The 14,575-nt window shown below is 61.6% G+C and carries 10 protein-coding genes; 7 read left to right on the top strand and 3 right to left on the bottom strand.

All coding sequences use genetic code 11. The annotated features are described in order from the left end of the window. Positions 1 to 132 precede the first annotated feature (132 nt). Entirely contained in the window at positions 133 to 1,365 is a 1,233-nt protein-coding gene (locus CWO89_RS05140) for a LysR family transcriptional regulator (RefSeq protein ID WP_207234396.1), read from the bottom strand. 143 nt (positions 1,366 to 1,508) lie between these two features. On the opposite strand from CWO89_RS05140, the gene CWO89_RS05135 reads away from it, so the two are divergent. The 5 genes from CWO89_RS05135 to CWO89_RS05115 all read left to right on the top strand — a co-directional run bounded on the left by CWO89_RS05135 (position 1,509) and on the right by CWO89_RS05115 (position 6,956). Continuing rightward, complete coding sequence (locus tag CWO89_RS05135) at positions 1,509 to 2,981, top strand: flavin-containing monooxygenase (protein ID WP_130577558.1); 1,473 nt, start codon at positions 1,509 to 1,511, stop codon at positions 2,979 to 2,981. A 34-nt stretch (positions 2,982 to 3,015) separates the two neighbouring features. After that, positions 3,016 to 3,822 (top strand): hypothetical protein, encoded by an 807-nt coding sequence (locus tag CWO89_RS05130; RefSeq protein ID WP_130577557.1) that lies wholly within the window; start codon positions 3,016 to 3,018, stop codon positions 3,820 to 3,822. A 390-nt stretch (positions 3,823 to 4,212) separates the two neighbouring features. Then, positions 4,213 to 5,808 (top strand): tetratricopeptide repeat protein, encoded by a 1,596-nt coding sequence (locus tag CWO89_RS05125; protein ID WP_130577556.1) that lies wholly within the window; start codon positions 4,213 to 4,215, stop codon positions 5,806 to 5,808. Positions 5,809 to 5,923: 115 nt separating this feature from the next. Beyond that, entirely contained in the window at positions 5,924 to 6,457 is a 534-nt protein-coding gene (locus tag CWO89_RS05120; protein WP_165421010.1) for a tetratricopeptide repeat protein, read from the top strand. 82 nt (positions 6,458 to 6,539) lie between these two features. After that, positions 6,540 to 6,956 (top strand): ester cyclase, encoded by a 417-nt coding sequence (locus CWO89_RS05115; protein ID WP_130577554.1) that lies wholly within the window; start codon positions 6,540 to 6,542, stop codon positions 6,954 to 6,956. Positions 6,957 to 7,176: 220 nt separating this feature from the next. On the opposite strand, the gene CWO89_RS05110 is transcribed toward CWO89_RS05115, so the two are convergent. Both CWO89_RS05110 and CWO89_RS05105 read right to left on the bottom strand, forming a co-directional pair. Continuing rightward, on the bottom strand, positions 7,177 to 8,142 hold the full coding sequence (locus CWO89_RS05110) for an amidohydrolase family protein (protein WP_130577553.1): 966 nt from the start codon (positions 8,140 to 8,142) through the stop codon (positions 7,177 to 7,179). 246 nt (positions 8,143 to 8,388) lie between these two features. Then, positions 8,389 to 9,219: a tetratricopeptide repeat protein gene (locus CWO89_RS05105; RefSeq protein ID WP_245475726.1), complete on the bottom strand. Its 831-nt coding sequence runs from the start codon at positions 9,217 to 9,219 to the stop codon at positions 8,389 to 8,391. Between the two features lie 223 nt (positions 9,220 to 9,442). On the opposite strand from CWO89_RS05105, the gene CWO89_RS05100 reads away from it, so the two are divergent. Continuing rightward, positions 9,443 to 12,970: an autotransporter outer membrane beta-barrel domain-containing protein gene (locus CWO89_RS05100; RefSeq protein WP_245475725.1), complete on the top strand. Its 3,528-nt coding sequence runs from the start codon at positions 9,443 to 9,445 to the stop codon at positions 12,968 to 12,970. A 348-nt stretch (positions 12,971 to 13,318) separates the two neighbouring features. Next, the gene (locus CWO89_RS05095; protein ID WP_130577552.1) at positions 13,319 to 14,533 is read left to right on the top strand and encodes an extensin-like domain-containing protein; all 1,215 of its coding nucleotides are present in this window, start codon (positions 13,319 to 13,321) and stop codon (positions 14,531 to 14,533) included. Positions 14,534 to 14,575: the final 42 nt, after the last annotated feature.

Raw genomic sequence — 14,575 nt, 5'->3', positions numbered from 1 at the left:
CCACTAGTGCATGAAAACGGAGCCGCTCTCAGATGGACGATCAGTTGCATCCCAGCGAAAAGCAGAAGCGCTTGACCGTGATCGGCTATTCGAAAGGCGGCCCTAGATCATGATCCGATGGACGGAATCGGATCATGATCTCATCTCTTTGTTTGAGCGTGATCTCCGCGCAAACACTTCGCGTTTGGCGCGAGGGAAAACCGGTTTCCACTTTTCCGGATCATGCGCTAGCGTGCGGGCCGCAGCATCGGCGCCATAGGCGGCGAATCTCCCACGCGTATGACGCCCAGCACCTCGAAGCCGAGCCGCTGGTAAGCAGACCTGCTCGTTGGGCCTGCGATGTCCGCTTTCAAATGTACAGCGGACCGAGTGCCGGGTGAGCCGCAACGTCGCTTCTTGACGCAAAGGCGACTTGTTCCAATCCTCTTGGCGCCAAGACCGAGCTATTCGCCTCTGATCAGGTATCGTCCCACGTCGCCGGCCGCCAAAGCGAACGACCAGGAAGTCCACAAAACTCCGTACCTTGGCCGAGAGATGTCGACCAGGCGGATACAAAGCATAGAGCGCCTGTTCCGGCGGCGGATAATGGGGCAATAAACGAACGAGGCGGCCCGATCGCAGGTCGCCGCCGACGAGGAAGGTGGGGACCAAGATGATCCCGCCGCCGGCAATGGCTGTGGAGCGCAGCACGTCGGCGTTGTTCGCAAGATACCGGCCCGAGACTGGAACGACGATCTCAGTGCCCGCGGGATCGAGGAGGCGCCATTCGCCGCGGCTCTCGAAATAGGTGTATTCCAGGCAATTGTGGTTCACGAGATCATCCGGCGTCTGCGGTACGCCATGCCGCGCGAGGTATTCCGGCGCGGCGCAGACGGCAAGCCGGATCGGTGCGATCCGCCGGGCAATCAGGCTCGAGTCACGGAGACGCCCGATGCGCACGCCGACGTCGAACTTCCCCTCCAGCAGGTCGACCACTCGGTCGTTGACGAGCATCTCAACCGAAACGTCGGGATAAAGTTTCAGGAATTCAGTCACGACGGGCGCAAGGTGGAGCAAGCCGAACGAGACGGGAGCGTTAATCCGCAAGCGCCCGCGGGGCGTCGACTGGAGTGCGCCGGCAGCACTTCTCGCTTCCTCGATCGCGGCGAGAATGCGCGTGCAGCGTTCGTAGAACCCGGTACCGATCTCGGTGAGGCTCAAACGCCGGGTTGTGCGATTAAGCAGGCGCACGCCAAGCCAGCCCTCCAACTCCTGGATCTGCTTGGTCACCGACGCCTGGGATAGCTTCATCTCCCGCGCCGCCGCCGAGAAGCTGCCGGTCCCGACCACCTTCGTGAAGACCGCCATGCTCGCCATCCGATCCATGTGCGCCTCCTGCGATTTATCACGGTTTGTGAACAATCATATGCCGATCCGCCGTCTTATTGCAGCCGGTTGTCGACAACACCTCCGCGTCACGAAGAGCAATTCAGCGGGCAAGCCGTTCCCGCGAGACCAGGAGAAAGTCGATGACCACAGCAGTGAACACCGTCGTCGTGGGCGGAGGGCAGGCGGGTCTAGCCGTCAGCTACTATCTGAACAGACGATCCCAGGACCATGTCGTCCTCGAACAGGCCGATCGGCCAGGCAACGCATGGCGCAGCCATCGCTGGGATTCTTTTGCGCTGAATACACCGCGCTGGCAGTCGCGTTTGCCCGGCGTGCAATACGCGGAAGACGATCCCGATGGATTCATGTCCCGCAATGAAGTCGTAGCGTATTTTGAAGAGTTCGCACGACGCTTGCCCGTGCGCTATGGCATGCGCGTCAAGCGGATCGAACGCGACCGAGAAAGCGGTGAATATCTCGTTGGGATCCAGGATCGCGAGCCGATCCGGGCGCGCAATGTCATCGTGGCCACTGGCCTCCATCAAACGCCGAAGATCCCGGCTCCAAGCCGCAATTTTCCATCCCACATCAGGCAGCTTCATTCCGACGCCTATCGCAATCCAGACCAGCTCATATCCGGCGCTGTGCTGGTGGTTGGAAGCGCACAATCGGGTGCCCAGATCGCCGAAGAGCTCTATGAATCGGGGCGGAAGGTCTACCTCGCGGTCGGCCGCGCCGGCCGGACGCCGCGGCGTTACCGCGGGAAAGATGCAAACTGGTGGTTCGCTCGACTCGGCCACTACGATCGCAAGGTAAGCGAACTGCCGTCGCCGCAGGCCAAATTCGGCGGCAAGCCGCACATATCGGGGACCAAGGGCGGCCATACGCTCAATCTGCATCAATTTGCACGTGATGGCGTCGGGCTGCTCGGCCGCCTCCATAGCATCGACGATGGCGTCATCAAGCTCGCGCCGGACCTGCACGACAATCTGGCCGCAGCCGACCGGGCCGAAGCGGATTTTGTGACCGCCGTGGACGACTACGTCGCCAGGACGGGAATGGTGGTGCCGGAAGAAGAACTGCCGGTTCTGCGCGATGGATTTGAGCAGCCGTTGCTATCTGAGCTCGATCTGAGGGTTGCCGGCATTACCAACGTGATCTGGGCGACAGGCTATGGCTTCGACTTCTCGATGATCAAACTGCCGGTCACCGACGGCGACGGGTATCCTCGTCAGACGCGCGGTGTCACGGCCTATCCGGGATTGTTCTTTGTCGGCCTTCCATGGCTTCACACCTCGAAGTCGGGCCTGATCTACGGTGTGAGCGAGGATGCCGCCTACATCACCGAGCAGATCGCGACCGGAGAGAATTCGACCAGCGACGCAATGGCGTCGCCGCAATCCGCGCCGCCCCGCGCGAATTCGCTTCCAGCACTGAAAAGAACAAGGCGCCGGCTGGTCAACGCGTTCTGGTCGTCGGTGTTCGCATTCGTGATCGAGGGCTTTGCGGTGCATGCCGCCGAACTTTACTCCATCGCCGCTCCTTCTACCGCCTCTTACGCGGTCGAAGCAGAGGCTGAGCCGGACGAAACGACGAGTTCGTCGAGACAGTAATCCTCCTACCCCTCATTTGCCGACGGAGTGTACAATGCAATTGAAGCTTTTCATTACAGCCGCCATGGCCGTCTTTTTCGATATTTCGATAGCCTTGCTGGCTGCGGCCGCCCAATCCGACGCACCAAAGCCGCCGCATGTCGAGTTCATCACCGTCCCCGCCGGTCAACTTCATCTTGGCATGACGGAGCAGGAAGTGATCCGCATCATGGGCGAACCAGCCCGAGTTGTAGGTTACGATGCCGGCGGGATCAGCCGGCGAAAGCTCGAGTTCTTTGGAGCGATTCCCAGCACGGTCACCCTTTCGGACGGGAAAGTGTCGCACGTCAAGTTGGACGTCTTTCAAGTCGAAAAGAGTGACCTTCCCCTGATCAGCCGAAAGGCTTGGCCGGGCATGGCGAGCACCGCCGTGCGACGCTCACTCGGAGAGCCGAGCCGCATCTGCCATTACACCTTTTTTGGTATCAAGCTGGATCAATGGGTGTACGATATTCTTGGCGAACCGGAAGTGAGCGTATTCTTCGCCGCCGACCGGGTGATCGCCAAGACGCTCGGACGACACATTCCGCAAGACATCTTTCAGGTTCGCTTGCCTGCAGTACCTCAGCCGCGCGACTCGTTCGAGGGACCACGGGCGGGCATGGCGATTGCCGATGTCCAAGCGCTTTATGGCGAAACGAAGCTGCATGTCGACTATGTCTTTAACAGCCAGCCCGCATCGCGTGTCATCGTCGAGATACGTGCAAAGGGATCGTTCGCCGCCTTCACCTTTGTAGATGATCGACTGGTCGAGTTCGAAGACTTGGGACGCCTGCCTGACGAGGTGTTTCAAGCCGGCTGAGGGATTAGATCATGATCCGATTGGACGGAATCGGATCATGATCCAGCAGATATCCCAAGATGCCCGTGCCCGCTTCGCTTTTTGACCTCCGACGGATATCTCGGCCGTCAGTTTCGGCCAGATCTGCCGTGCCGGGCTCCGCATACGGCCTCTTTTGGCTGGGCGCGAGATCGTGTACCCTCCTTTGCTTAGAGCTGCCTTTCGAGACGGGATTTGCCGACGTCTCCGTTAGAGCCGAATGGGCAGCGAAAGATGCTGTCGGCAGGCATCGCACGCTCCTAAAACCGACACTCCTTTTATGCCGGTCTCTCACTGAGCATTTGCACTGCGCACGACCGCACGGCGGTGATTGCGCTGAAACTGCTATTTCGACCCAAAGGAGAGAGCGCCATGAGACCGAATTTGGGAACGTTCGTCACAGCGCTGTTGGCGAGCACCTTCGCCACCGCGGCCTGGGCGCAAGGACTTGGCCGCGTGCACTTCGAGACCTCGTGCACGCCGCAGGCGCAAGAGAAATTCGATCGCGGCCTGGCGATGGTGCATTCATTTTTTTATCCCGACAGCATCCAGGTTTTTACCGAAGCGGCGACCGCCGATCCGCAATGTGCCATTGCTTACTGGGGCATCGCCATAAGCAGCCGTCCCAATCCGTTGATCCTGCCGCTCACCGCCACCGCTTTGAAGAGTGGATGGGAGGCGGTGGAGAAGGGCAAGGCGATCGGTGCCAAGACCGAGCGCGAGCGCGACTGGCTCGACGCGATCGAAGTCTACTACAAGGACTTTGACAAAATCGATCAGACCAAGCGCGGGCTTGCCTACGAAAAGGCGATGGAAGCGCTGATGCAGAAATATCCGGATGATCCGGAGGCGGCTATTTTCTATGCGCTCGCGCTCAACGAGACGGCCCTGCACAGCGACAAGACCTTCGCCAATCAGCTCAAGGCCGGCACGATCCTTGAAACGGTCGAGGCGAAACTGCCGGAGCATCCGGGCGTGCTGCACTACATGATCCACACCTACGATTACCCGACGCTTGCGCAGCGCGGTCTTGATGCCGCCAACAGATATGCCGAGGTCGCCCCCGCGTCTCAGCATGCCCAGCACATGCCTTCGCACACCTATTCAATGCTCGGGATGTGGACGCAATCCATCGCATCGAACACGAAATCGCTGGCGCTCGCCGAAGCGCAAGCCGCCAAGCTCTGGCCTGGGGCGGCACATCCAGGCCAGCCGCACCATCTGGATTTCATGGAGTACGCCTTGCTGCAAATGGGACAGGAGGGGCCGGCCAAGCAGCTACGCGACGAGAGCAACGCGATAAAGAAGCTCGGGTTTGACTACCTCGCCAGCTATACCGCTCTTGCCGCGGTGCCGGCGCGCTTTGCGTTGGAACGTCAGGCATGGACGGAAGCGGCAGCGCTTGAGCCGAGAGGCAGCCAATTTCCACAGGCGGAGGCCATCACCTATTTTGCCCGCGCCATGGGAGCGGCCCGCAGCGGCGAGCTTGCCGCCGCCGAGCGCGATGTTGCCAAACTTAAGGAGCTTCACGCTGCGCTGGACAACGCAAGTCAGTCTTATTGGGCGAGCCAAGTCGAAATCCAGATGTTGGCTGCATCGGCCTGGATTGCGCAAGCCAAAGGGGAGAAGGAGAGGTCGCTGAAGCTGATGCGAACGGCGGCAGACTTGGAGGATGACAGCGAAAAGCACATCGCGATGGAGAACCGGCTGTATCCGATGCGGGAATTGTTGGGTGACCTGCTGATTCAACAGCAGCAACCGGGAGCAGCGCTGACGGAGTACGAGACGTCGCTGGTGTCGGCGCCCAATCGGCTTCGCAGCTTGTACGGTGCAGCCACCGCGGCGAAGGCGATAAATCAGCCGGAGAAAGCCGCGCGCTATTTCCGGAAGCTTGCCGAGATGACGAAAGACGCGGACACGGATCGGGTGGAGATCCGCGAGGCCAAGGCATCCTTGATGCAGCAGTGAGACTAACGAGGCAGAGAATGAATAGAACGGCTGCCGCGCGCAGATGTGCGGCAGCCGACTAACCGGCATAACGACCATGATGCGATCAATCCTAATCGCCGCCGTGATGGGCGTGATGACCGCGGTGGTGGCGGCGTATCTCCTGACCACATCCGGTCGGCATGATCAGGTGAGAGCCGCTCGCGGAGACGGTGCCAAGTCCGAGGCGGCGCTCGCGGTTGACGCCTGGCCGATCTGCTCGACCATGGGATCGATGGTAGAGACTGCGGATTGGGCGGTGCTCGATCCGGATTTCGCGGCCGGGAAACGAGCGATCGTCGCGAGCGAGTGGAACGAAGCAATCAAGGCGCTTATATCAGCTGCGCTCCGTGACGCCCGCAATGCCGATATTCAGAACTACCTTGGTTACGCCTATCGGCGCCTGCGGCAGTTCGATCCGGCAATCCGGCACTATCAGCAGGCGCTGGCGTTAAATCCCCGGCACCGCAGCGCACATGAACATTTGGGTGAAGCCTACTTGACCCAAGGTGATCCTGCCAAAGCCAATGAGCATCTCGCGGCTCTCGAACGGATCTGCCTGATACAATGCAATGAATATGACGATTTGAAGCGCATCATTGCAACGTACGACAAAGTCGCGAAACGCTGATCGACCTCGATTTGTTCGCGGCCAGCAACATGGCCGAAGTGCTAAAAGAGACATTCCGTCCACGCACACAGGGGAAGCAGCCATGGCGTCGATCACGGCAATTGCCAAGGATTTCTTTGCCGCTTGCGAAACTGGAAAGGGTTGGGAGATCTGCAAGATCTACTGTGCCCCAGATGCAAGTTTCGCCGCTCAGGCCGAACCGCTTGCCGGTATCAAGACTCTCGCGGAATATACTGACTGGATGAAGGGGGTAATGACCACTTTGCCTGACGGCAGCTATCAGGTGAAATCCTTCGCGACCGATACCGAACGAAACAACGTCGCAGCCTATGCCGTCTTCTCGGGCACCCATACCGGCCCCGGTGGTCCATGTGAGCCGACCGGCAAAAAGACGAATTCGGATTACGTCTACGTGATGCAATTTACTGGCGACAAGATCAGCCATATGACGAAGATATGGCATTCAGGCTTGGCACTGAAGGAACTGGGATGGGTTTGAGCGGCCGCGTTGACGTGATCGCGCCGACTTATGAGGCTCGTTGACCAACTGCTCCAGCGTCGCTTGAGCAATGCGCGATTTGTCGATGCCACCCCGAGGGTCGAGAAACATGTTTTTTCGACCCCGTGAAGCGAGCTTGTCAAGAATTTCGCCGCGGCGCTGGGACGCAGGAAGAAGCGGCCATGGTCTGTCGCGCATGCCTTCGCGGGCTCGCTTCGCGCTAACGTTGTCGCTCCACCCGCGCCCTTAAGGCTGGATACAATCGTCCGGCATTGCCGAAACAAAGACTCTGCAAATCATCCGCGTCGAACTGTGGATATCCGGCTATGTCATCGAGCGCCGGCGCAAAGCTGGACCGCGGCATCAGAGGAAAATCAAGGCCAATTAACAATTGAGAGACCGGAACGAGCTTTAGAATCGCCAATAGTTGAGCCTCGGACGTAGCGCCCGTTAAGTCATAATAGAATGAGGCAAGACCGTCCTTCACATCCTGTGGGGAAAGTTCAAGCAGTCCGGGTCCCACTCCAAACGTGTGTTCAAGTATCTGAATCCTTGACGCGAGAAATGGAATTGTGCCGCCGCCGTGTGTCGCAATGATTTTGATGTCTGAGAAGCGTTTCTTGGTGCCGGTCACGACCAAGTTCGTGACCATGCGCGTGGTATCAAACACAAATTCAAGCACGCTTGGGTTCAAGCCATTCAGCACCGGCCGTGACGCCTTCGTGAACGTGGGGTGCGCAAACAGGGTTGCGCCCCGCCGATCCAGCTCTGCGAACCAAGGATCAAATAGCCGGTCGCCGAGATACACGTCATTGATGCTTGTTGACGTCGCGACACCGTCCATTTTCAGTGTATCCAGCGCATACTCAATCTCGGCCAACGCTGCCTCAGCGTCCAAGCCGGGTATGGTGGCGAGCGCTCCGAATCTGCTTGGATATCGCGAGACAATGTCTGCCAAGGTTTCGTTTATTCGTCTCGAGATATCACGTCCATCGTTGCCCGTTGCGTAGTTGGCCGCATCCGGGATTGAGAGAATGCAAGCGGCTATGCCGTGTTCCTGCATAAAAGATAGCGCGCGTTCGACTGACCACTGAGGCATCTTGTCCGGCGACCCGACGGGTAATTTTTTGCCAATAGGCAGAATGGGATGCGAATGAACGTCGATGATGTTTCGTAAGCTGCTCACCGAAAACCTGCCTCATCGCTGATTGCGGGGACGAAGTATCGCCCCAACGCTGCGTCACATCGTAAAGCGTCTCGGCATATCCGCCAGTTGTCGCCGAGCACCCGATTGTATTGCTTTTGCACAAATGCTGTTGCTGAATTATTTCATTTGCTCGGACCAATCGTTTCATCGGTCATACGCCGCAAGCAAGCGATGGTGCGATTGACGAGTTTCTGACGCGCAGAACCGGATTTGTTCGTACAGGCGCTAGCCGGTCAGGAATTTCGCCGCGGCGCTGGGGCGCAGGAAGAAGCGGCCGTGCGAGGCGGCGGCGAGCGACATGATCGCGCGACCGGTCATGTCCGGCCTGCCGCGCGCGGCTTCGCGCAGGCTTGCCTCGCCGGCGGCGCGCTCACCCATCTCCATCAGGCAGATGCCAAGATTGGCGCGCGTTGGCGCATCATCCGGGCGCAGCGCGAGCGCGCGGCGGAAGACATCGACGGCCGCGGCGTAGTCGCCGTCCAGCACCATCACGCGCGCGAGTTCGGCCAGCACGTCGGGGCGCGCAGGCGCGGTAACCGCGGCCTGCTGCAGCAACGCACGCGCCTCGGCGCGCTTGTTGCGGCCGATATAAAGCGTCGCCAAACGAAGTTGCAGCTCGACGATTCCAGGCGCGAGCGCAAGACCTTGTTCGAGCGCGGCGATCGCCTCGTCGATCTTTTCGCCGGATGCGAGCTGGCCGGCATATTCAAGGAAAGCCGGCGGGAACGCAGGCCGTCGCGTGATCGCCTGGCGCACGAGAACGAGCGCGTCGTCGCGCCGGCCGGTGGCTGCGAACGCCGCGGCGAGCAGGGTCTCGGCTGCGGGGTCGTCGCCGCGACGCGAGGCCTTCTGCAGCGGAATGATCGCCTCATCGAAGCGGTTCTGCAGCATCAGCGCGCGGCCAAGCAGCGCCGCAGCCGCCACGTTGCCGCGGTTCGCCTTGAACACCGCCGCCGCCAATCGCTCGGCCTCGTCGGGCCGCTGCATCTGCAGCGCCAACGCGGCGCGTTGCAACGTCTGCTCGGCGACGCCGGGTCGTTCAGGCTTCGAAGACAAGTGAGATGTTCGCTCGTTGCAATTATATCACAAGTGCCACGCATGTCTTACACGCAAATGCGTTGTTATCAAACTGTTACATGCAGACTCCAGATTGCCGCGAACCGCAGGTTTCAGGGGACTGGTGGTGAAAGTTGAATTGTTGAGCCATGCGAGCAAGCTCGCATTGGTTGTTGCTGCGTCATCTATCGCGTTTGGTTCTGCCTTAGCTGCAAGCTTCAGTGTGCTACCGGACGATCCGGCGACCGCGAAGACGGTCTCGAACAACGATACCGGTTTTGTCGCGGACGGAAGCACGCTCTCGGTCATCGGGACGGCGATCACATGGACCACCGGGCTTGCTTCGCCCGGCGTGGTCATCACCAACGACGGCACGATTTCCGCGACGTCGCGCGGCATCGATACGTCCAACAGCGCGATCAGCGGCAATTTCACGCTGATCAACAACAAGGATGCGCTGTTCACATCGTCCAACGATGCGTTCCGGATCCAGGGTGGTCTCACCAGCGGAACGGTCAAGGTCGACAATTTCGGGACCATCCAGTCGACGAACAACGGTCGCGTGTTCGACTTCAACTCGGTCACCTCGAATACAGCGGTGTTCTCGATCACGAACGAAGCCGGCGGCACGCTCAAGGCGCTCGGCAATGACGTGATGCGGATCGGCGCGGGCGCCACCACCATCACCAATTCCGGATTGATCGACGCTTCCGCCCGCGCGATCCGCGCGAATACGAACCTCGACAATGTCACGTCGCTCACGATCGTCAACAATGCCGGTGCGACCATCCAGTCGGTTGACGACGCCATCCAGATTAACGGCTCCGGCACCACCAATTCGACCACGGCGGCGTCGATCTCGATCGACAATGCCGGGACGATCAAGTCGGCGACCGGCCAGGCGATCGACTTCGACAACCTGACCTCGACCGCTGCGACGGTCACGATCACCAACCGTGCCAGCGGCCTTATCACTTCCGATAATGCCGACGCGATGCGGCCGGGCCAGAATTTCACGGTCTACAATTACGGCCAGATCGTCGCCAATTCGGCGCCGGTTCCCGCCGACCGTCCCGGCGCCGACGGCATCGACCTGCAGCTCGGGCATAGCGGCACCGTCTACAACTACGCGGGCGGCCTGATCTCCGGCGCCAAGAGCGGCACCGCTGGCGACGTCGGCAGCAACATCACAGTCTACAACGAGGCCGGCGCCACCATCATCGGCCGCGACGGCTCGGGCGTCGGGTCCGGCGGCAATGCTGTCGTCACCAACTACGGCACCATCACGGGTGCGATCGATACCACGTCGGCGCGCGGCGACGGCGACGGCATCGATGTCGACTTCGTGCTCACGCTGACGAACTACGGCACCGTCCAGGGCACGGGCGCGAAAGGCGCGGATGATGGCCACCGCTTCAACAACAGCGAAGGCCTTGCGATCGGCGGCGGCACGATCCGCAACTACGGCACCATATCGGGGGCCGCTGCGGGTATCGTCGTCAATAATGATTCCAATCCCGATGGTTCGCGCAGCGGATCGGCCGCCCTTGATCTGATCAACTATGCCGGCGGCATAATTGTCGGCAACAACAGCTATGCAATCCGTTCCGAGAACAAGACCGGTACCGCCGCCGACAAGGACACCATCGTCAACTACGGCACCATCATCGGCAACGGCACGATTCCCGATCCGAACGGCGTGACGCTGCTGGACAACGGCAATCCAGATCCCGGTTCGGTCGGTACACTCAACGGCGTGACCTATACCGGCACCGGCTCGACCCGCTTCATTCGCGGCGACGGCGCGGCGATCCAGACCGGCGAGGGCGATGACGTTCTCTCCAACTACGGCGTGATCATCGGCAACTCCGGCCGCGCCATCAGCATGGAAGGCGGCAACGACACGCTCAATCTGTACGGCGGCTCCAGCATCGTCGGCCGGATCGACGGCGGCGTTGGCACCAACACCATCAACCTGTTCGGCCCGGGCTCGGGCACGCTGTCGAACGTCATCAACTTCCAGGCGTTGAACGTGCAGGGCGGCAGGTGGACCATCACCGACGCACAGACCTATCAGAACGGCACCGGCGTCTTCGCCGGCGCAACCTTGCTGGTGAACGGCGCGCTCGCCAGCGACGTGACGGTCAATAATGGTGGCACGCTCGGTGGCATCGGCAGCGTCGGGAACACCGTGGTCAGCGGCGGCGTCCTCGCTCCGGGCACGGCGACATCAGGCACGCTGACGGTGCAGGGCAGCCTCAGCTTCACGGCTGCCTCGATTTATCTCGTGCAGGTCGATGGGGCGGGCGCTGCTCGAACCAACGTCACCGGCATCGCGACACCGGGCGGCGCGGCTGTGAACGTGTCCTTGCTCGGTGCCTCCCTGCAGAAGCACTACACAATCCTGAACGCGAGCGGCGGCGTCAGCGGCACCTTCGCTTCATCAGTCACGACCAACCTGCCTTCGGTCAGCGCCGGCCTGAACTATGACGCCAACAACGTCTATCTGGACCTGGCGCTCAACTTTGCGCCCACCTCCGGCCTCAACATCAATCAGGCCGCGCTCGCGAACGTGCTGACCGGCTTCTTCAACGCCGGCGGCAGCATCCCCGCCGCTTTCGGCGGCCTAACGCCGGCTGGGTTGACGCAGGCTTCAGGCGAGACGTCGACCGGCTCGCAGCAGACCACCTTCAACGCGATGAACATGTTCATGGGGATCATGACCGATCCGTTCATCGCCGGACGCGGCGACAATGTATCTCCATCGCCGGGCGCCTCGCAGTTCGCCGATGATGATGCCGAGGGCGCGAACGCCTATGCGTCGGCGCGGAAGCCTAGATCGCGCGCCGAACGCGCTGCCTATGCCGCCGTGTACCGCAAGGCGCCACAGCCCGCGCAGGCCTTGCAACGCTGGAGCGTCTGGGCGGCCGGCTTCGGCGGCTCGCAGACGACCGATGGCAACGCCGCGCTCGGATCGAACAACACGTCCAGCCGCATCTACGGCGCGGTTGTTAGCGCCGACTACCGGATCGCGCCGAACACGCTCGTAGGCTTCACGCTCGCCGGCGGCGGCACCAATTTCTCGGTCGCCAATTCGCTCGGAAGCGGCCGCTCCGACCTGTTCCAGGCTGGCGTCTTCGCGCGCCACGACGTCGGCGCGGCTTATGTCCTGGGCGCGCTCGCCTATGGCTGGCAGGACATCACGACCGATCGCACCGTGATCGGCGCCGGCGTCGATCGATTGCACGCTGAGTTCAACGCCAATGCTTATTCGGGCCGCGTTGAAGGCGGTTACCGGCTGCCGACGCCGTGGATCGGAGCGGTCACGCCTTATGCCGCCGCACAGTTCACGACGTTCGATCTCCCGGCCTATGCCGAGCAGGTCGTGGCCGGCGTCGGTGCGTTCGCCTTGGCCTACGGCGCCAAGACCGTCACGGCGCCGCGCAGCGAATTGGGCGTGCGAACCGACAAGTCTTTCGCGATACCGGATGCGGTCCTCACCTTGCGCGGCCGCTTTGCCTGGGCACACGATTTCAACACCGATCGCAATGTCGCAGCGACCTTCCAGGCGCTGCCGGGTGCGTCCTTTGTCGTAGGCGGCGCGGCGCCAGCACATGATGCCGCGCTCACCACTGCGTCTGCCGAATTGAACTGGATGAACGGCTGGTCGGCAGCCGCGACCTTCGAGGGTGAATTTTCCGACGTCACGCGCTCCTACGCCGGCAAGGGCGTGGTGCGCTATAGCTGGTAGAAATCACACTTGCGCCCGGCGGGAGAACCGCCGGGCGCAAGTCCAATCCAGGTTTCCAGGGAAAGCCTACAACAGGCCAAGCACAATCGCGCCGACAAAGGCGAGCGCAACATAGGCGGCGACGACGCTCAGCCGGCTGACGAGAAGACTCATAGCCATCGAGAACGCTCCCAGCGTTTGCGCCTGCCCGCATAGAACGCGCGAATTTACCAAACCGTTCCCCGCCGAAAAAGCCAGCGATGCTGTCCGTCCTGCTTGAGGCGTCCGGGGCCGGTGGCGGTATGGTTAAAGATGTGTAAAAACGACGCGTTGAAGAGTCCTTAAATAAATTAGCCGAACCTGCCGCGCATGACGCGTGGAGTTCGTTTGTATCTCGTCGGCTCCGTCGTCCTCGTTTCGCTGGCAGGTTGCGGTCGCGGTTTCTTCCAGGCCGAGCGTGAACCCTGGCGGGCCGAGGCCGAAGTCGCTTGCCTGAAATCCGGAGCCGTGAAGGAAGGGCCGGACCTCGTGCGCATCGACCCGATCTCGGGTCCCGGCGCGTGCGGTGCGCAATTCCCGCTCAAGGTCGCAGCACTCGGCGAGAGTGACCAGACTTTTGGTTTCGCCGACGATCTGCGTCCGCCGGCCGATATCGGCTCGAGCCGCAGCCAGCCGCGCTGGCCGATCGCACCGCAACCGGCGCCGCGGCCGGCTCCTTATCCGAATTCGGCCGTGGGCCAGCCCGGCTATGGTGCGCCGTCGAACGGGCCGATTTCGCTGAACGCTCCCGGCGTCGCGCCGCAGCAGGACGACATCGATTTGCCGGCGGAGGGCACGCCGGAACCGCCGGGCGGTCCGGTCTATGGCGCGCCGCAAGGCTATCCGCAGCGCGACCGCGGTTCCGCACCTTATTCCCCCGCGCCCTATTCGCCGTCGCAAGGCGCCGCCGCGCCACTGCCGCGGCTCGGGCCGGAGCGCGGCAATCCCGTCACCGCGGTCGGCCCGGTCACGCTGAAGCCGACGGCCACGCTCGCCTGTCCGATCGTCTCCGCGCTCGATCGCTGGCTTGCCGATTCCGTGCAGCCGGCAGCGACGCGCTGGTTCGGCGCGCGCGTGGTCGAGATCAAGCAGATCTCCGCCTATTCCTGCCGCGGCATGAACGGCAATCCCAGCGCGCATATTTCCGAGCACGCCTTCGGCAATGCACTCGACATCGCCGGCTTCACGCTCGCCGACGGCCGCCGCATCTCGGTGAAGGATGGCTGGCGTGGCTTGCCGGAAGAGCAGGGATTCTTGCGCGACATCCAGGGTGCGGCCTGCCAGCAGTTCAACACCGTGCTGGCGCCGGGCTCCAACCGTTTTCACTACGATCACATTCACGTTGACCTGATGCGCCGCGCCAGCCGCCGCGTCATCTGCGAGCCCGCCGCCGTCTCCGGCGAGGAGATCGCCGCCCGCGCCAACTCGCGCAACCCCTATGCCTCGCGCGACCCCAATGTCACGGGCTCGCTCGGTGGCAAGAAGTCCTCCTGGTTCAGCCGCAAGCCCAAGGTCAACGAAGAAGACGAATTCACCGACGAGTAGTCTTTGCGCGCTTGTCGGAGGCATAGCAGGCCGAGACAGTGC

Origin of the sequence: Bradyrhizobium sp. Leo170, assembly GCF_004296405.1 — a bacterium.
Lineage (GTDB): Bacteria > Pseudomonadota > Alphaproteobacteria > Rhizobiales > Xanthobacteraceae > Bradyrhizobium.
Note: the sequence above shows the minus strand (reverse complement) of the source record. Positions and strands in the feature narration are given on the sequence as shown.

Bases quoted from the DNA above. Each gene is read 5' to 3' on its own strand.
- CWO89_RS05140 (WP_207234396.1), bottom strand. From the start codon at position 1,365: ATGGATCGGATGGCGAGCATGGCGGTCTTCACGAAGGTGGTCGGGACC.
- CWO89_RS05135 (WP_130577558.1), top strand. From the start codon at position 1,509: ATGACCACAGCAGTGAACACCGTCGTCGTGGGCGGAGGGCAGGCGGGT.
- CWO89_RS05130 (WP_130577557.1), top strand. From the start codon at position 3,016: ATGCAATTGAAGCTTTTCATTACAGCCGCCATGGCCGTCTTTTTCGAT.
- CWO89_RS05125 (WP_130577556.1), top strand. From the start codon at position 4,213: ATGAGACCGAATTTGGGAACGTTCGTCACAGCGCTGTTGGCGAGCACC.
- CWO89_RS05120 (WP_165421010.1), top strand. From the start codon at position 5,924: ATGACCGCGGTGGTGGCGGCGTATCTCCTGACCACATCCGGTCGGCAT.
- CWO89_RS05115 (WP_130577554.1), top strand. From the start codon at position 6,540: ATGGCGTCGATCACGGCAATTGCCAAGGATTTCTTTGCCGCTTGCGAA.
- CWO89_RS05095 (WP_130577552.1), top strand. From the start codon at position 13,319: ATGACGCGTGGAGTTCGTTTGTATCTCGTCGGCTCCGTCGTCCTCGTT.